The sequence below is a fragment of the Candidatus Methanoperedens sp. genome (assembly GCA_027460535.1).
Taxonomy (GTDB): Archaea; Halobacteriota; Methanosarcinia; order Methanosarcinales; family Methanoperedenaceae; genus Methanoperedens.
Window position 1 is genome coordinate 91,727 of the sequence record JAPZAR010000031.1, and the last position, 16,046, is coordinate 107,772.

The window sequence follows — 16,046 nt, forward strand, 5'->3', positions numbered from 1 at the left end:
CTGCCCCGTAAAAAAGGAGGAGAGTTTAATCTCTCCTCAGTATTAAATATCCTGTCGTAACAAGTCCTGCCATTGCAAACAACTCCCAATACCACTGCTGTGGTTCGGCTATAATGCCCGGTTTCGTATCCGTCTGCAGGGAATTTGACGATAGTGTTTGAGATGGCGCTGCTGCCTGCAGCGAGGCAGGCGCTGGAGTTGCAGCTGCTGTCTGTGTCGCAGCGGGCATGGTAGTAGCAGTTGCTGTAGCACTTGCGGCTTTTAATTCCACCTTGGGCGCTGTCGGAATTGTTTGTTCGAGAATCGGATAGAACCGCAGCGCAGTCGAACTATCCGCCACCCTGAACTTCAGGTCACCGTACAACGGCTGCACCGTGTTCTGGTCAAGGTTTATGGTCTTGTCCTTATTGTAGAGGAGCACGTAGTTTTCATTTGCCTCCTTGACCTCAAATACCCCAAACGCATCCCCAGCTTTGACCTCAAGCACATTCTGTGAGATGAACCATGTATATCTGAGCTGGACTAAAGTAGACATACCTTCTGCACCTGCAAAAATGCTCACTACATTTGTAACGAATACCGGGACATCGGATTCACCTTTCAGGTTATTCACGGAATACGAATAAACGTCACCCTCGTTAACCACTTTATTATCCAATATTTTTCCATCCCTGGATAAGGAAAGGTGCGCCTGTCTTGGGGATGCTGTTGTATCAAGTGCTTCGACAGTAAGATTATAACCTTCCCCGAGCTCCCAGATTGTACCAAGCTTTAATGTCTTCTGTTCTTCAATACCTCTTCCCTGATTAACAAGTAACCTGGCTAACTTATTTGCTTTGCCGTTTACAGCCACGTACTGCACGCCAAACCAGCCAAGCTGAGCATATTTACCGCCTGTAGCGCTCTTTGTAAAGGTACCGCTGCTGTAATCAAGACCATTCTCTACTTCTTTGCCCTTCTCAGTGAACACTGTAAAGTTCTGGTCTGTGAGTGAGGTATTATAGAAAAGATTTTCCTTCTGGATAGTCCTGCTGCTGGCTGTTAAGCTTGATGCAGATTGAGTAATGCTGAGAGTTTCACTTGATTTGCCGCCGTTAAAGTTATACCAGAAACCCGGGAATTTCTGGGCATCCCACAGCAATGTGGTATTATATATTTTCGAACCCTGGTCAAAAACAACGCCGTGAATCTCGACTTTGGTCACATTGGCAGCAGTTGCGGGCATTATTAAAATGAGCACGAGTGCAAATATTGCTATTATTTTTTTCATTTTTATTATCTCCGTATGCCAGACATTTTCCCAAACTTATATAATGATAGAGAAATCAGCAAGAGTTGTCATCATAGTTCCAGAAACCAAATAAACCCGGCAAATTAATCCGCATATATTCCAATTAGCGAGGATTCAAAGCAAAATCATCCTCTTTACAATATTAAATAGACTGAAAGAAGTAAGCGCATGTGCAATCGCGGTTGCACACCTGTGCAACAGAGTGAGCTTCTCCCATCTCCATACCTCCGACCATCAGATTATAAAAAATTTTGAGAGGAATATCAGTAAAAGCAACAAAAACTGTTCAGCATTTTCTTATAATCACTCTAAGATCTCGGCCCGAATCCTCAATCTTAACTATCTCATGCCCGTGTTCCTTGCTCCACCGCGGAATCGTATCTTTTGCGATGGTATCATCAGTCAATACTTCAAGCTCTTCCCCGGGTTTCAACCCGTCGATCTCTTTCTTGGTGTAGAACAGCGGCAGCGGGCATACCTTGCCTCTTGCGTCTAATTTATGCATGTATCTCCCATGAATTTCCGGTTTATTGTAATTTAAGGTGCAGGCAAAAATTGCTCTTATTGTTTGCCTTAGCCTTTAACCCGATATCCAGCACGAGACTGGGTATCTCGGTACACGGTCTTTGGATTGTGCCAACAAAGATTTGTCATATTTATCGACCTTTAAAATAAACCTCGTGTTCATTATTTGATTCAGCTGCCTTCTCAACTCTTGCTATCATAGCATCAAGAGTGTCAAGTATCGGCGTTCTCCTCTGCGTTCGTGAGTACTCAAACTCGCGCCATTCCTTCAACGTATCGAGAACCGGAGTTGTTTTCTGTTCTTTGCCTTTGTCGGAGACAAAGACGATTCCTTCTTTTGATGTTTTTCATTTTGTATCACCTGATACATAACAAATAACTCAATACTTATATCAATTCAGAAATCAGCAACTTTTGACAGATATATTCTGAAACTGTAACAATAGAGACAATTTTTTCCCACTGATTATACCTTATGGCGGCTCAGCCCGCAATAGCAAGCCAACCATGACCGATGGAGGCAACCATCTCCCAAAACACTGGATAAAAGCTGCCTGCGGGAGATCGTGAGGGTTGATAAAGGGAGCATGAGCCGTTACTCTAGAAGTTTCACACAATACATCACAACAAATTGATTTTTATGGGATTATTGCCTTGGTCTTCCTGAAAACCGAATGAATTTGTCAAATTTGGCTCATTTCTCGATTTAAATATCTTAGAAAACTATGCTGTATTGGTGATAAAATGACACTACAAGAAAACAGAAGGGGTTTACTTTGCCCCAGATACAGATACCGGTAAGGGTATAGTTAAAGGGGAATCCAATCTACTGCCCGAAAGCGGGCAGGAAAAAGATTTGGTTAAAAGCTCAAGCAATCTCCAGATACAGGATTTTGTCTGGTGGCTGATATGACTTCAACCAAACAGTACAAATGCCCCAACTGCAAGGCCACGATATCAATAACGAGCGCGGATTTTATCAAAGGGATAGCCATGGCATCATGCAGTGACTGCGGTAAAGATGCTTTTGCCATCGAAGAAATCCTGTTGAAGGGATAAAAATGAATAAGCGGGGGGTTCTAGGCGTTGTTGTCATAATATTTTTCTCCTATAATATTTTCTCCTACATAGTAATGTTAAAATGCCTCTGAAGCCGCATTATATAGCCTCCTTTCCGCGCTCGCCTGTGCTGACACGCACGACATCTTCAACCGGATAGATGAAAATCTTGCCATCGCCATTCCTGCCTGTTCTGGCAACTTTGATGATTGCTTCTATCGCGGTTTCCACATCCTTATCGTCCACTACCATGTCCACTTTGATCTTTGGCAGGAATTCAACGCAGTATTCGCCTGCTCGCCATTGCAAGCAGACGCCTTTCTGTCGTCCGCGTCCCTGCACTTCTTCCACTGTCATGCCTACGATACCTTTCTCCTGAAGCGATACTCGAACGCCATCAAGATCTTCAGGTCTTATTATTGCCTCGATTTTCTTCATTTTGCTCTCCTCACGCGTAAGCCTTCTCAGCATGCTGGGAAATGTCCAGGCCAACAGCTTCCTCTTCATCCCGGACACGCAGTCCAATGGTCGCATCTATGATCTTTGCCAGGATGACGGTCATGACAAAAGCGTACACCCATGTCACGCCAACCGCAATTAACTGCGTCGTAAGCTGTCCGGGATTTCCGTAGAGCAAGCCATTTGCACCTGCGGAATTTACAGCTACAGTGGCGAATATGCCCGTAGCAATTGCGCCCCAGGTTCCGCCCAGACCATGGCATGCCCAGACATCAAGGGAATCATCCACATTCTGCTTACTCCTGAAGAGCATCGCATAATAACTGATAACGGCTCCGACTGCTCCTATTACGATAGCTGCCATCGGCGTAACGTAACCAGAAGCGGGCGTTATTGCCACAAGACCCACTACACCGCCGGTGGCTGCACCCAGAACACTCGGTCTCTTGTGGTACCAGCTAAGCAGTGTCCACATCAACGCTGCCGCTGCTGCGGCTGTGTTGGTTACCACAAAGGCGCTTACTGCAAGTCCGTTGCTTGCAAGGGCGCTTCCTCCGTTAAACCCGAACCAGCCGAACCAAAGGAGCGCTGCGCCAAGAACAACCATGGGTATGTTGTGCGGCTCCATGGCCTGCTTCCCAAATCCTTTGCGTGAGCCTATCACGAAGGCAATTGCAAGAGCTGATACTCCTGAGCTAATGTGCACAACAGTTCCGCCGGCAAAATCAAGCGCACCCATGTTGCGAAGCCATCCGCCTGTACCCCATACCCAGTGCGCTATCGGGTCGTAAACAAGAGTTGCCCAGAGCAGAGAGAACACCATGAAGGCTTTGAACTTTATGCGCTCGACGAATGCCCCTGAAATGAGCGCGACCGTAATTATTGCAAACATTGCCTGGAATATCATATACGCCAGGGCAGGAATGGTTGCAGCATAATCGGGGTTGGGCTCCTGGCCTACCCCGTTAAGCCCCAGCCAATTGAGATTGCCGATTACATGACCTATGTCCGGCCCAAAAGCGAGGCTATAGCCATAAAACACCCACTGAACGCTTATTAGCGCAAGAATGACAAAGCTGAACATTATGGTTGAAAGTGCATTTTTCTTCCGCACCATACCGCCATAGAACAAACCCAGAGCAGGGGTCATTATCATCACGAGCGCCGCACTTGCAAGAACCCATGCAGTGTCGCCAGAATCTACTTTTGGTGCATCTGCCGCCAGAGCAGGTATAGAGAGCAGTAGAAAGCTCATTATTATTGACCAGTACATTGATTTTTTTAAACACATTTTCATTATTCCTCCTATAATTTGCATGATGGCATACGGCTGTCTACTGAATAGTTAATATTATATAAAGCTTATCATAGATAATATCTTTATACTGAATATCTTTATATATTATTAAATCACCAGTAGGCTGTCGGCCACAAAGAGGAGGATGAAATGAGACAGATAGCAATATACGGAAAAGGTGGGATCGGTAAGTCCACAACTACCCAGAACCTTACCGCAGCGCTTGCTTCCATAGGCAAGCGAGTAATGCAGATCGGCTGCGACCCAAAGGCGGACTCCACAAGGATGCTCCTTTGGGGAAAAGTACAGGCAACGGTCCTGGACACAATGAGGGACAACGGCCCAGCCGGTGTAACTCTTGATGTTGTCCAGCACACAGGCTTCGGCGGAATAAAGTGCGTTGAGGCAGGAGGCCCCGAACCTGGCGTGGGCTGCGCAGGAAGAGGAGTTATCACGGCAATAAAATTGCTGGAGGAGCTTGGAGCCTACAATGAAGACTTCGATTTCGTCTTCTACGACGTGCTCGGGGACGTGGTCTGCGGCGGCTTTGCCATGCCCATACGCGAAGGCTATGCAAAAGAGATATACATCGTTGCAAGCGGGGAACTCATGGCTCTCTACGCTGCCAACAATATCTGCAAGGGTATAGTGAAATTCGCAGAGAACGGCGATGCGCGCCTGGGAGGCATCATATGCAACTCCCGCAACGTGGATAATGAGCTGGAACTGCTCACTGAATTCTCGAAAAAGATTGGTTCACATTTGATTCAATTCGTTCCTCGTGATAACATGGTACAGCGGGCGGAGATTAACCGGAAAACTGTGATAGACTTTGACCCAACTTGCAAGCAGGCCGAGGTTTACCGTTCACTTGCAAAGAACATCATAGAGAACAGGAATTTCGTGATCCCAAAGCCCATGGCGATGCAGGAGCTTGAGGAAATGATGGTCGAATTCGGTATTGTGGAGAGGTGAGAACATGAAGATGATACGTGCAATAATCAGGCCGAACAGGGAAGAAAAAGTCGTGGAGCATCTGGAAAAAGATGGATTCTACTCCATGACCAAGATGAATGTGTTCGGGCGAGGCAAACAGAAAGGAATCAGGGTAGGGACGGTTTGTTACGATGAACTTCCCAAGGTGATGCTGATGCTGGTCGTGGAGGACGAGGACGTTCCAAAGGCGGTGAACGTTATCCAGAACAGCGCACGCACCGGGAATATCGGGGACGGCAAGATCTTCGTGACCGATGTTTCAGAGGCGTACACTGTGAGGACCGGAGAATCAGGATTATAGGTGAGATAATGAAGGAAGTTATCGCCATAATACGAAGGCACAGGTTGCAGGAGACAAAAGCAGGTCTTCTGGGGATTGGCGTTCCCACCCTTACAATGGTAAGCGTGGAAGGCAGAGGAAAACAGAAAGGACTGCCGGGCTGGAATTATGAACTTGATCCCACACTCACTGAGGTGGAAGAGAAAAATACTGGCGCAAGCATGCGCTTTATTCCCAAGAGGATGATATACGCTGTGGTCGAGGATGAAGATGTCACAAAAGTTGTTGAGACCATAATCAGGACAAACCAGAGCGGGCACATAGGAGACGGCAAGATCTTCGTGTGCCCTCTGGAAGATGCAGTGAGAGTTAGAACAGGAGAGAGCGGAGAACAGGCATTGAAGTGAATAGTAACGAACCGCAGATAAACGCAGATGAACGCAGATTTACTGCTTCGGATATCTGCGTTTATTCTGGTTCATCTGCGATTAAAATTGTTCAATAGGAATAATAACGCGATAAAAAGGAGAAATAAACATGACAACAATCTTACCTGAATGCGATATTCCCATACCGCAGCGTCAGCCACACATTGTATGCCATGAACCCGGGAACATGATACTGCCCATGTGCAATATCCAGACAGTGCCCGGGGACATGACCGAGCGCGGCTGCACGTTCGCGGGATGCAGGGGTGTGGTAGGCGGACCAGTAAAGGACGCAATACAACTGGTGCACGGTCCGATAGGATGCGCTTATTATACATGGGGCACGCGCAGGAACCTTTCAGATGTAAAGCTGCACAGGAAGTACTGCTTCAGTACGGACCTGACCGAAGAAAGCGTGATATACGGGGGTGCAAAAAAGCTACTAAATTCCATTATAGAAGCACATGAACTGTTTCCTGAAGGCAAGGCGGTTTTCGTGTATTCCACCTGCGTGGTCGGGCTGATAGGCGACGATACCGACGCTATATGCAAGCAGGCCCAGGAGAAGATCGGAATACCCGTTGTGCCTTTCCATTGCGAGGGCTTCAGGGGCGTGAGCCAGTCCCTTGGACACCACATCGCAAACCGCACGCTATTTGAGAAAGTGGTCGGGACAGAGGAGCCCGAGACCACCACGCCCTATGACATGTGCATAATCGGTGAATTCAACATCGACGGCGATGCCTGGATAGTCAAGCCGCTGTTTGAGAGAATGGGCGTGAGAGTTCTATCAGTATTCACAGGCAATGCCTCGTACCATGACATCCCCCCAATGCACAGGGCGAAACTGAATATCGTGCAGTGCCAGAGGTCCTCGACCTATATCGCCAAGATGATCCAGGACAAGTACAATATTCCCTATATCAACGTGTCCCTGTTCGGCATGAAGCAGACTGCGGACGCCCTTCGCGATGTTGGGAAGTTCTTCCACCTTGAAGAGAACGCAGAGAAGGTGATAGCAGAGGAGCTCGCAAAGTACCAGCCAATGATCGATCACTATCGGAAGAAGCTTGAGGGCAAGAAGTGCTTCATATACCAGGGAGCGCCGCGAGCCTGGCACTGGATAGACCCGATGCGAGAGTTAGGTATCGAAGCGATTCTCACGGCAACCACGTTCGGGCACAAGGACGACTACGAGAAAATAATGGAGAAGGCAAAGCCCGGGCATATCTGCATTGATAACCCCAATGCCCTTGAGATAGAGGAATACTTGGTCAAGCTCAAGCCTGATTTCTTCATCGGAGGCTTGAAGGAAAAATACCTGACATACAAGCTTGGTATTCCCTTTATCAACGGACATTCCTACGAAGAAGGACCATATGCGGGATTTGAGGGCTTTGTGAATTTTGCAAAGGACATTGATGTTGCGGTGAACAGCCCTGTGTGGAAGTTCATAAACCTGCCACTGGAGGTGAAGTAAATGGCTTTGATGAATCAGAGTTCTGAGCCTATCAAGACGGTTCGTAAAACTCGAAGCGTTACAATAAATCCTCCCAAGATGTGTCAGCCTATGGGTGCCATACTCGCCTACATGGGAGTGCACGGCTGCGTTCCACTGGTACATGGTTCCCAGGGATGCAGCACGTATCCCCGCTACAATATCGCGCGCCATTTCAGGGAATCTGCCGAGGTAGCGGTTTCTTCGCTTGCCGAGGACGCAGCTGTATATGGAGGAGCCAAGAACCTGACAGAGGCAATAAAGAACATCAAGTCCAGGCTGAACCCGGCTGCAATAGGTATCTGTACCACGTGCATGAGCGAAACGATAGGTGACGATGTGAAACTGATCGCAAAGAAGGCGCTGGCTGATGATACGATGAAGATATTCCCTGCGTCCACGCCGAGCTATGTTGGCACGCATCTCACTGGCTATGATAATGCCCTCAGGACGCTTGTGGAAACGCTGGCACAAAAGGCAGAACCCAATAACAAAATAAACATTATCACGGGCATAATAAACCCCGGCGATATCAGGGAGTTAAAGAACATGCTGCGCTTAATGAATGTGCAAAGCATATTCCTGTCAGATATCTCCGAAACCCTTGATACTCCCATATTGCCTGGAGGACATAAACCAATGCTCCCCGATGGCGGAACAAAGATTGCCGACATCGCAGATTCGGCGAACTCGCTTGGTACCATAGCGATATGCAGGACAGCAGGCTCTGCTGCCGTATATCTTAAAAACAAGTTCAACGTGCCCGCGATCCTTGACCCTGCGCCAATCGGCGTTGCAAACACGGACAGGTTCGTGCAGAATATAAGCCGTTTGAGCAAAGTGCCAATCACAAATGAAATTGTGATCGAACGCGGCCGCCTGATAGACAGCATGGTGGACGTGCATCACTATATGTATGGCAGGAAGGTCGCGATATTCGGCGACCCTGATCTTGTGTCTGCCATCGTAAGGTTCTGCGCCGAAGCGGGCATGAACCCCACAGTAGCGATGACAGCGACAAAGCACAAGGACTTTGCCCCGGACATCAAAGCGGTGAACAGCGAATACAAGACCGATACCCAGATACTTGAAGGCACTGACCTCTATGAATTCCATGAGGTCGTGAAAACCCACGGCGCTGAACTGATACTTGGCAACTCCAAGGGCAAGGACATAGCGGATGATGAGGGTGTTCCTTTAGTGCGCTTCGGGTTCCCTGTGTATGACCGTGTGGGCGTGTACCGCTATTCCATCATAGGCTACAACGGCTCGATATACCTTCTTGACCAGATGACGAACGCTATACTGGGGCACAAGTACGACCCAAATAAGCTTCATCAGTGAGGTGGAAGCATGGAATATTTAACAGGAATAACATCTTCCGGCGGGAGCTGGACTCCCACCTTTGTGGTGCGCAGCAACATTAACGACTGCGGCTGCTGCGGAAAATGTTTCAAGATATGTGGGCGCGGTGTGTTCGAGTACATCGATCATCCCAATAGCGATGACCTTTGCGGGGCAAAAGTAATGACAGTGGCGCATCCCGGGAACTGCATCGGCTGCGGTGCATGTGCACGCGGATGCCCGAAGAAGAATATTGTGTGCGAGCCGAAAGTGAGGTAAGAACTTACACCGCAAAGATTATTGTTGCTCTGCTTTGCGTTCTTTGCGGTGATTAAAACTAAACGAGGTTACCAAAACATGGCAAAAATACGCTACATCCTTCTGAAAAACCCGGTGGTGGTTCCCACCGGGACAAAACTCATTGAGGCAGCGCAGCTCATGAAGAAAACTAAAGTCGCAAGTGTGCTGGTAAGCAAAAATGGCATGCTTGCCGGCATTGTTTCAATGGAAGATATCGTGCTTAGAGTAGCAGAAAGAGCGGATATAGATATTGCAGTAGATGAAATGATGCAATCTCCGGATCTTACCATTGATTCAGAGAAATGGCTTTCAGACGCCGTTACAATGTTCGAGCGCCACAAAGCTTCCCATATAACAGTGGTAGAACATGGGGAGAAGGTAGGCATTATCAGGGCAGATGATATACTGCACACGTATAGGTTTAATAAAGAGGGCAGTTACGGATTAGAGGCATTGCCCAAAATATGCATACAGAGGTTAAAATTGAGGAGAAAAGATAAAGAAATCGAAGATACAAGAGAGATAGAATCCATAATAAGCAGATCTGATGTCTGCAGGATTGCTCTTTCTGAAAACAATTCTCCGTATATCATCCCTATGTGCTTTGGTTACAGGGATAACTGCCTGTATTTCCATTCTGCAGCCAATGGCAAGAAAATAGATATCATTAAAAAAAATAACAGGGTTTGTTTTGAGTTCGATACTCATGAGGGGTTAATAAAATCCGAAAATGCCTGCGATTGGGATATGAAATATCAAAGCGTTGCAGGGTCTGGTAAGGCGTTTTTTATTGAAGACCCTGAGGAGAAAACAAAAGCTCTGAATATTATAGTGGGTCATTATTCAAGTGATGCGCACGAATATCAAAAAAATTCAGTTGATAATGTGATAATTATTAAAGTTGAGATAGAAAAAATTACAGGAAAAAAATCTGGATATTTATGAGAATCCATTCCCTTGAACACGAACCCTTTGAAGGCCTGGCAAACGTCGAAGTATGGGCAAAGAACAGGGGCCACGGCATTTCAAGAACCCTCCTCTTCAATAACGAAGAACTCCCCGATATGAGCGATTTCGACTGGCTTGTCATCCTGGGCGGCTCGATGAACATCTACGAGGAAGAAAAATACCCCTGGCTCAGGGAAGAAAAGAATTTCATTGCCGAAGCTATTGCGAACAAAAAAATTGTGCTGGGAGTGTGCCTCGGTTCTCAACTGATTGCAGATGTCCTTGGGGGCAGGGTTAGCAAGAATAGATTTAAGGAAATCGGATGGTTTCCTGTCTCATTAGCAGGAGAAGCAAAAAACTCCCCGATATTCAGTACCTTTCCCAGCACATTTACGGCTTTCCACTGGCATGGTGATGCATTCAGAATACCGCCTGGCGCGGCAAGAATGGCTGAAAGTGAAGGATGCGCGAACCAGGCGTTTGAATACGGACGGGTGATAGGATTGCAGTTCCATCTTGAATATTCAGTTGAGAGCATCGATCTCATGTTACAGAACTGCGAAGATGAGATTGTTGAGGGGAAATACATACAGAAACCGGAAGAAATTATATCACAATATAATAATGTGCGAGAAATAAATAAATTGTTGATTTTATTGCTGGATAATATTGAAAGAGAGTTCGGTAGACCATAATCGAGAAAGATATGATGGACATTATTCTTCTTTCAGTTCTCATCTTTGCAGCGGGGCTGCTTTACTCTTCGGTAGGTCATGCCGGTGCATCGGGGTATCTGGCAGCAATGGCATTGTTCGGTCTTGCTCCAGATGTAATGAAGCCGACGGCTCTGGTATTGAACATTCTTGTCGCGTCCATCGCAACTTTCCAGTTCTACCGGGCGGGTTATTTCTCATGGAATATCTTCTGGCCGTTTGCTGTTAGTTCGATCCCGTTTGCGTTTATAGGAGGGGCTTTATCTCTTCCTGGTTCCGTTTACAGGCAGGTCCTTGGTTTAATCCTATTGTTTGCAGCATACAGGCTTTTTCAATACAGGCACTCGGCGGTTACAGATTCAGTTAAGCCAGTTCCGGTTCTCGGAGCCATTCTTTTCGGAGCAGGTATTGGACTATTATCCGGAGCAATCGGAGTAGGAGGTGGAATCTTCCTGAGTCCCCTGCTCCTGTTTATGGGTTGGGCTAAAACAAAGCAAACCGCCGGGATTTCTGCTGCTTTCATCCTGGTGAACTCCATAGCCGGAATTGCTGGGCATCTTGCAAGTGTGCAATTTCTGCCGGATGTCATGTATCCATGGGCATTAGCAGCAGTGTTTGGCGGGATAATCGGCTCTCATCTGGGAAGCCGTATGTTTGTGACTGTAACGCTATACCGTCTGCTCGCAATGGTCCTCGTTATCGCCAGCGCAAAGCTCATGCTTGGGTAAATTCCCTTGCGACCAGCCTTCCGCACAAATACCAAATGTTTCCTTCTTGATTTAACATTTTTATTCACATTATGAGTATATAAATAAATATGTATATATTGCTGAATATATGGGCTAAATTTGCTGCTATTCGAACAAAGCCAGGATTATCGCCACAATAATTGCCCCGGGGATTAAAAGTTTGAATGGCATGAAAGTAATTTCTCCAAAAGATTTATGAACATGCCTTCATAATGTTTAATGGGGAGGTTTTTATGGATAAAGTAGTGCATTTTGAAATTCCTTCTGACGACATTGAGAGAGCCCGGAAATTTTACAAAAACATTTTCGGATGGAAGATGGACAGCATTCCAGATATGGATTACATATTGATCGGCACGACACCGGTGGATGAAAACGGTATGCCGACAGAGCCGGGGGCGATCAATGGCGGGATGATGAAGCGGCAGCGCCCTATCATTTCTCCTGTCATAACCATAAGGGTGGAGAACATAGACAATGCCCTGAAAAATATCAAGAAAATGGGTGGTGAAATGATTAGAGGAAAAATGCAGGTGGGAGACATGGGCTACTCTGCCTATTTCAAAGATACAGAGGGCAATATCCTCGGACTCTGGGAGACCATCAAATGAATGGAGCCAAAAAATGAAAACCATTCGACAATCCGTAATTTTCAAAGCTAATCCTCATGAAGTCTTTGAGGCGCTGATGGATTCACATAAACATTCGGAGTTTACCGGTGAAAAGGCCAGCATCAGCCGTGAGGTTGGGGGAGAGTTCAGTGCTTATGGCGAGTATATCAAAGGAGTGAACCTTGAACTTGTTCCCGACAAGAAAATCGTACAGTCATGGCGCGGAAGTGATTGGCCTGAGGGCCATTATTCCAGAGTTACTTTTTTTCTGGATGAAGTAAAGGAGGGTACTCGCCTCACATTTACCCAGACGGGCGTTCCTGACGAGCATTATGACGAAATAAGTCAGGGCTGGTACGATTTCTACTGGACCCCCATGAAAAAGATGCTGGAAAAATAAAAAATTATAGTTCAATAATTGCTCAAATAAATAGATTTATAAAGGATGAATCTGAGTTTAATTCGGTGATGAACCAATGAGGAATTGTCTTTGCAAACAGTGAAACAGCGAAGATAGATCATCTGCCCCCCTCAGCAAAGCTTGTTTTTAAGGTGCTGGAAACCAGCGGTTTTTTGACACAGAAGGATATCGTGAGGCAGACCTATCTTCCGGCGAGAACAGTAAGATACGCCCTGAACAGATTGAAGGAAGAAAACGTATTGCAGGAGCGCTTCTATTTTCAGGATGCGCGCCAGAGTCTGTACGGGCTGAACAGAACAAGCGGGGAGGTGGTGACAGGGTAATTGCCTCTTATTTCTTCTTAAAAAATGCAGGATGGAGGAGCCACTACGCGATCACCCATAGGATATCTCAATACTTAAACAGTTTGAAGCGTTAAGTACTTAAGTTTACACTGTGTGTAAAACCATTAAAATGATAGAACTGGATAATCTCGATGTAAAGATATTGACCCATCTGGAGAGCAATGGCAGAAAGTCCTTTCAAGAAATAGCGAAGCACTGCCTGACAAGCGTCCCCACTGTCAAGAGCCGTGTGGACAGGCTTCTTGAACTTGGAATTATCAGTAAATTCACCATAGACATTGATAACAGCAAACTTGGGATAACCGAGGCGATATTACTTATGAATGCAAAGCCAGGCGCCATTAGCAGGATAACTGAAGAGCTCCGGGGGCTTGAAGAAGTTAAGGAACTGTACGTAACATCTGATTCTGAAACAGCCATAGTATCAAGGGTAGCGGGGGATATGCAGCGCATTCTCGCGATACAGGACAGAATAAATCTCACCGACGTGAATAACATCCGCATATTATCAGTAAAAAATGCATTCACAAAGGATTCAACTATCCCGCTCGCCTCTTCCAGTATAACCTTGACATGTTCTTATTGCAATAAGAAAATGGCCGGAGATGCTGTAAGGAAGAAATTCGACAACAAAGACTATTACTTTTGCTGCACCACATGCCAGGGCGAGTTTGAAAAAAAATACTCTAAACTGCTTGCCAAAGTCTAATGAGAGAATAATCAGGAAACAGAAAAAATCTACTGAATTAGTATGCATTTTCAAAAAAGCAAATTTAATGCATTTTTATCTTAATTTTATAAAGCACAAATCAAATAAAAGATTATCACCTTCAATCTAGTGCAGCGATGGCGGAGAAAATGCAAAATACTATACTGGATGTAAGAGGTAAGACATGCCCTTATCCTTTCATCAGGACAAAATGGCAGATGGAAAAGATGGGAAGCGGGGAGATACTTAAAGTGATAACCGATGATTCTGAGGCACCTCATAACATCGATGCATGGACGAAAAAATCGGGTGATGAGATTAAGAAACTTGAAAAGGAAGGGAGCACATTTATTATTTATCTAAGAAAGAATTAAAGTATGGACAGTAATTTTAATAAATATATCCCGGCTCTCAGCCATGAGTGGTTAACGCCTTTGTATGATCCGATAATGCAGCTGTTCATGCGCGAATCCACATTCAAGCGTTGCCTTGTCCTGCAGGCAAAGATAGAAAAAGGTTATCGAGTCCTTGACATAGGCTGCGGTACTGCCACACTCACTATTCTCATAAAGAAAGTCAATCCCGAAGCTGAAGTGAGGGGGCTTGATGGAGATCCTCAAATCCTCAAGATGGCAAAGACAAAAATAATTCGTGAAGGTATTGACATTAAACTTGACCTCGGGATGTCATTTGAATTGCCGTATCCTGACAGCTCTTTTGACCGTGTGGTTTCAAGCCTGGTATTTCATCATCTGACTCAGGAACAAAAAGCCCGCACATTTAAAGAGATATTCCGGGTTCTGCGGTCCGGAGGAGAATTGCATGTCGCTGACTTTGGAAAACCTCATAATGGACTGATGTATTTGATATCCCTGGTATTCCGGCATCTTGAAGAAACAAGAGATAACATAAGAGGTTTGCTGCCGGAGATGATGCAGAAAGCTGGTTTTGACCATGTCGAAGAGACAGCCAGATATTCGACAATTTTTGGCACGCTTTCCCTTTACAGGGCAAGAAAGGCTCTTTAGATTTGTAAACCGAAAACCCTTAAACTGATAGGTGGTATAAATAATTTAAAAACGTATGAAACAAAAACGAGTGTTCCTTGTTCTATTAATAGCAATTATAGTTTTGAACTTCAATTAGCATTCTCTTGTTCCAGTGGCTGCTGATGCTTATTGGATTGGGGTTCTCGATTTCAATCGGCAAAAATATTTCGAAACGGATTTTCCGCGGAAATAATTCTGTATATATCCCTGTATTGATATTTGTTCTCATCTTTTTTATTTTCAATCTCTGGGTACTCGGACAGCCGATAATGCATAAACACTGATCAATTGGCTAACTGCGCTCCCGTAGGCCCCTATTGTTCGTGTAAGCCCCAAGTAGGGGAGCTTTTTCTTCCTGTTCTTTTGTCTATTATCTGGCGCTCCGTTGGGTGTCCTGAGGAGCGGAGTAAAAATTAGTATATTTATTACACACTAATTATAAAACCCTCGGCGCCGATATGTTCCCGAAGCATCTTCATTCTTCAAAACCAAGCCTGCCAGATCACATATATAATACAAACCGCAGATAAAAGCGCCCAGAGTCACGGGCCTCCCGAGTCGCGCCTCGGGAGGGCGCACCCACGCATGCCGCAGGCATGCGTGTATACCAAGTCGAGAAGCGTAGTTTTCGGTCTGAGAACCCGCAGGGTTTCGGCATTGATGAACGCAGATTTAGAGTCTCGTTCTTCATAGCATTTTTACTACGCCGAATATTTATAACTCTGTAATTATTAAACTCCAGGCGCGCCGTTCCCGGAGCAGCAATATTCCATTAGACCCGAACTCCCCAGGCCCACGTTGATGGGATGGGCTTTTTTCTTGCGGAGGGGAAGACGGAATCATTTCTGGCTGGGGGCGCGAGGAGAGGTATATGATCAGTTCGCTTGTTGTTCTGACGCGTGAGATTATGCTGGCTCTTAAAGTCGTAAATGTCGTGGAATGCAGGGATGAAACCTGTGATTTCGTCGGATATAGCAGGGAACCAAAAACAGAACCAAAAATATCTTGAAGACTGATATAATGTT

General features: G+C 45.9%; 21 protein-coding genes. 17 read left to right on the forward strand and 4 right to left on the reverse strand.

Going from position 1 to position 16,046, the window contains the following annotated elements; all coding sequences use genetic code 11:
• Positions 1-25: 25 nt before the first annotated feature.
• Both O8C65_14720 and O8C65_14725 read right to left on the reverse strand, forming a co-directional pair.
• Positions 26-1,270, reverse strand: coding sequence for an S-layer protein domain-containing protein (locus O8C65_14720; GenBank protein ID MCZ7358170.1), 1,245 nt, complete (start codon positions 1,268-1,270; stop codon positions 26-28).
• A 307-nt stretch (positions 1,271-1,577) separates the two neighbouring features.
• Positions 1,578-1,796, reverse strand: a complete 219-nt coding sequence (locus O8C65_14725) for a sulfurtransferase TusA family protein (protein MCZ7358171.1) — start codon at positions 1,794-1,796, stop codon at positions 1,578-1,580.
• A gap of 929 nt (positions 1,797-2,725) precedes the next feature.
• Here O8C65_14725 and O8C65_14730 point away from each other — a divergent pair.
• The gene (locus O8C65_14730) at positions 2,726-2,875 is read left to right on the forward strand and encodes a hypothetical protein (GenBank protein ID MCZ7358172.1); all 150 of its coding nucleotides are present in this window, start codon (positions 2,726-2,728) and stop codon (positions 2,873-2,875) included.
• Positions 2,876-2,974: 99 nt separating this feature from the next.
• Here the strand turns inward: O8C65_14730 and O8C65_14735 are convergent, their stop codons facing one another.
• Entirely contained in the window at positions 2,975-3,313 is a 339-nt protein-coding gene (locus tag O8C65_14735; GenBank protein MCZ7358173.1) for a P-II family nitrogen regulator, read from the reverse strand.
• A 10-nt stretch (positions 3,314-3,323) separates the two neighbouring features.
• Positions 3,324-4,631, reverse strand: a complete 1,308-nt coding sequence (locus tag O8C65_14740; GenBank protein MCZ7358174.1) for an ammonium transporter — start codon at positions 4,629-4,631, stop codon at positions 3,324-3,326.
• Between the two features lie 150 nt (positions 4,632-4,781).
• Between O8C65_14740 and cfbC the strand changes: the two genes are divergently transcribed.
• From cfbC to O8C65_14820, 16 genes are all read left to right on the forward strand, one after another.
• Positions 4,782-5,606: a Ni-sirohydrochlorin a,c-diamide reductive cyclase ATP-dependent reductase subunit gene (cfbC, locus tag O8C65_14745; GenBank protein ID MCZ7358175.1), complete on the forward strand. Its 825-nt coding sequence runs from the start codon at positions 4,782-4,784 to the stop codon at positions 5,604-5,606.
• Between the two features lie 4 nt (positions 5,607-5,610).
• Positions 5,611-5,928 (forward strand): P-II family nitrogen regulator, encoded by a 318-nt coding sequence (locus tag O8C65_14750; GenBank protein ID MCZ7358176.1) that lies wholly within the window; start codon positions 5,611-5,613, stop codon positions 5,926-5,928.
• A gap of 8 nt (positions 5,929-5,936) precedes the next feature.
• Positions 5,937-6,314 carry a P-II family nitrogen regulator gene (locus O8C65_14755; GenBank protein MCZ7358177.1) on the forward strand — a complete coding sequence of 126 codons (378 nt, stop codon included), beginning with the start codon at positions 5,937-5,939 and terminating at the stop codon, positions 6,312-6,314.
• A 130-nt stretch (positions 6,315-6,444) separates the two neighbouring features.
• Entirely contained in the window at positions 6,445-7,815 is a 1,371-nt protein-coding gene (locus O8C65_14760; protein MCZ7358178.1) for a nitrogenase component I subunit alpha, read from the forward strand.
• Positions 7,816-9,177, forward strand: coding sequence for a nitrogenase molybdenum-iron protein subunit beta (locus tag O8C65_14765; protein MCZ7358179.1), 1,362 nt, complete (start codon positions 7,816-7,818; stop codon positions 9,175-9,177). It abuts the gene before it with no gap.
• A 9-nt stretch (positions 9,178-9,186) separates the two neighbouring features.
• A complete protein-coding gene (locus tag O8C65_14770) occupies positions 9,187-9,456 on the forward strand; it encodes a 4Fe-4S binding protein (GenBank protein ID MCZ7358180.1) in 270 nt (89 codons plus the stop codon).
• Positions 9,457-9,534: 78 nt separating this feature from the next.
• A complete protein-coding gene (locus tag O8C65_14775; protein ID MCZ7358181.1) occupies positions 9,535-10,422 on the forward strand; it encodes a pyridoxamine 5'-phosphate oxidase family protein in 888 nt (295 codons plus the stop codon).
• Positions 10,419-11,120, forward strand: coding sequence for a type 1 glutamine amidotransferase (locus O8C65_14780; GenBank protein ID MCZ7358182.1), 702 nt, complete (start codon positions 10,419-10,421; stop codon positions 11,118-11,120). Before O8C65_14775 ends, O8C65_14780 begins: the two co-directional genes overlap by 4 nt.
• A gap of 11 nt (positions 11,121-11,131) precedes the next feature.
• Complete coding sequence (locus O8C65_14785; protein ID MCZ7358183.1) at positions 11,132-11,866, forward strand: sulfite exporter TauE/SafE family protein; 735 nt, start codon at positions 11,132-11,134, stop codon at positions 11,864-11,866.
• Positions 11,867-12,120: 254 nt separating this feature from the next.
• Positions 12,121-12,498, forward strand: a complete 378-nt coding sequence (locus O8C65_14790) for a VOC family protein (protein ID MCZ7358184.1) — start codon at positions 12,121-12,123, stop codon at positions 12,496-12,498.
• 13 nt (positions 12,499-12,511) lie between these two features.
• Positions 12,512-12,898 (forward strand): SRPBCC family protein, encoded by a 387-nt coding sequence (locus O8C65_14795; GenBank protein MCZ7358185.1) that lies wholly within the window; start codon positions 12,512-12,514, stop codon positions 12,896-12,898.
• A gap of 173 nt (positions 12,899-13,071) precedes the next feature.
• A complete protein-coding gene (locus O8C65_14800) occupies positions 13,072-13,242 on the forward strand; it encodes a hypothetical protein (protein MCZ7358186.1) in 171 nt (56 codons plus the stop codon).
• A gap of 130 nt (positions 13,243-13,372) precedes the next feature.
• Complete coding sequence (locus tag O8C65_14805; GenBank protein ID MCZ7358187.1) at positions 13,373-13,972, forward strand: winged helix-turn-helix transcriptional regulator; 600 nt, start codon at positions 13,373-13,375, stop codon at positions 13,970-13,972.
• Positions 13,973-14,121: 149 nt separating this feature from the next.
• Positions 14,122-14,346 carry a sulfurtransferase TusA family protein gene (locus O8C65_14810; protein MCZ7358188.1) on the forward strand — a complete coding sequence of 75 codons (225 nt, stop codon included), beginning with the start codon at positions 14,122-14,124 and terminating at the stop codon, positions 14,344-14,346.
• Positions 14,347-14,349: 3 nt separating this feature from the next.
• Positions 14,350-15,000, forward strand: a complete 651-nt coding sequence (locus O8C65_14815) for a methyltransferase domain-containing protein (GenBank protein MCZ7358189.1) — start codon at positions 14,350-14,352, stop codon at positions 14,998-15,000.
• Positions 15,001-15,892: 892 nt separating this feature from the next.
• Positions 15,893-16,030, forward strand: a complete 138-nt coding sequence (locus O8C65_14820) for a hypothetical protein (protein MCZ7358190.1) — start codon at positions 15,893-15,895, stop codon at positions 16,028-16,030.
• Positions 16,031-16,046 lie beyond the last annotated feature (16 nt).

Bases quoted from the DNA above. Each gene is read 5' to 3' on its own strand.
- O8C65_14720 (MCZ7358170.1), bottom strand. From the start codon at position 1,270: ATGAAAAAAATAATAGCAATATTTGCACTCGTGCTCATTTTAATAATG.
- O8C65_14725 (MCZ7358171.1), bottom strand. From the start codon at position 1,796: ATGCATAAATTAGACGCAAGAGGCAAGGTATGCCCGCTGCCGCTGTTC.
- O8C65_14730 (MCZ7358172.1), top strand. From the start codon at position 2,726: ATGACTTCAACCAAACAGTACAAATGCCCCAACTGCAAGGCCACGATA.
- O8C65_14735 (MCZ7358173.1), bottom strand. From the start codon at position 3,313: ATGAAGAAAATCGAGGCAATAATAAGACCTGAAGATCTTGATGGCGTT.
- O8C65_14740 (MCZ7358174.1), bottom strand. From the start codon at position 4,631: ATGAAAATGTGTTTAAAAAAATCAATGTACTGGTCAATAATAATGAGC.
- cfbC (MCZ7358175.1), top strand. From the start codon at position 4,782: ATGAGACAGATAGCAATATACGGAAAAGGTGGGATCGGTAAGTCCACA.
- O8C65_14750 (MCZ7358176.1), top strand. From the start codon at position 5,611: ATGAAGATGATACGTGCAATAATCAGGCCGAACAGGGAAGAAAAAGTC.
- O8C65_14755 (MCZ7358177.1), top strand. From the start codon at position 5,937: ATGAAGGAAGTTATCGCCATAATACGAAGGCACAGGTTGCAGGAGACA.
- O8C65_14760 (MCZ7358178.1), top strand. From the start codon at position 6,445: ATGACAACAATCTTACCTGAATGCGATATTCCCATACCGCAGCGTCAG.
- O8C65_14765 (MCZ7358179.1), top strand. From the start codon at position 7,816: ATGGCTTTGATGAATCAGAGTTCTGAGCCTATCAAGACGGTTCGTAAA.
- O8C65_14770 (MCZ7358180.1), top strand. From the start codon at position 9,187: ATGGAATATTTAACAGGAATAACATCTTCCGGCGGGAGCTGGACTCCC.
- O8C65_14775 (MCZ7358181.1), top strand. From the start codon at position 9,535: ATGGCAAAAATACGCTACATCCTTCTGAAAAACCCGGTGGTGGTTCCC.
- O8C65_14780 (MCZ7358182.1), top strand. From the start codon at position 10,419: ATGAGAATCCATTCCCTTGAACACGAACCCTTTGAAGGCCTGGCAAAC.
- O8C65_14785 (MCZ7358183.1), top strand. From the start codon at position 11,132: ATGATGGACATTATTCTTCTTTCAGTTCTCATCTTTGCAGCGGGGCTG.
- O8C65_14790 (MCZ7358184.1), top strand. From the start codon at position 12,121: ATGGATAAAGTAGTGCATTTTGAAATTCCTTCTGACGACATTGAGAGA.
- O8C65_14795 (MCZ7358185.1), top strand. From the start codon at position 12,512: ATGAAAACCATTCGACAATCCGTAATTTTCAAAGCTAATCCTCATGAA.
- O8C65_14805 (MCZ7358187.1), top strand. From the start codon at position 13,373: ATGATAGAACTGGATAATCTCGATGTAAAGATATTGACCCATCTGGAG.
- O8C65_14810 (MCZ7358188.1), top strand. From the start codon at position 14,122: ATGCAAAATACTATACTGGATGTAAGAGGTAAGACATGCCCTTATCCT.
- O8C65_14815 (MCZ7358189.1), top strand. From the start codon at position 14,350: ATGGACAGTAATTTTAATAAATATATCCCGGCTCTCAGCCATGAGTGG.
- O8C65_14820 (MCZ7358190.1), top strand. From the start codon at position 15,893: ATGATCAGTTCGCTTGTTGTTCTGACGCGTGAGATTATGCTGGCTCTT.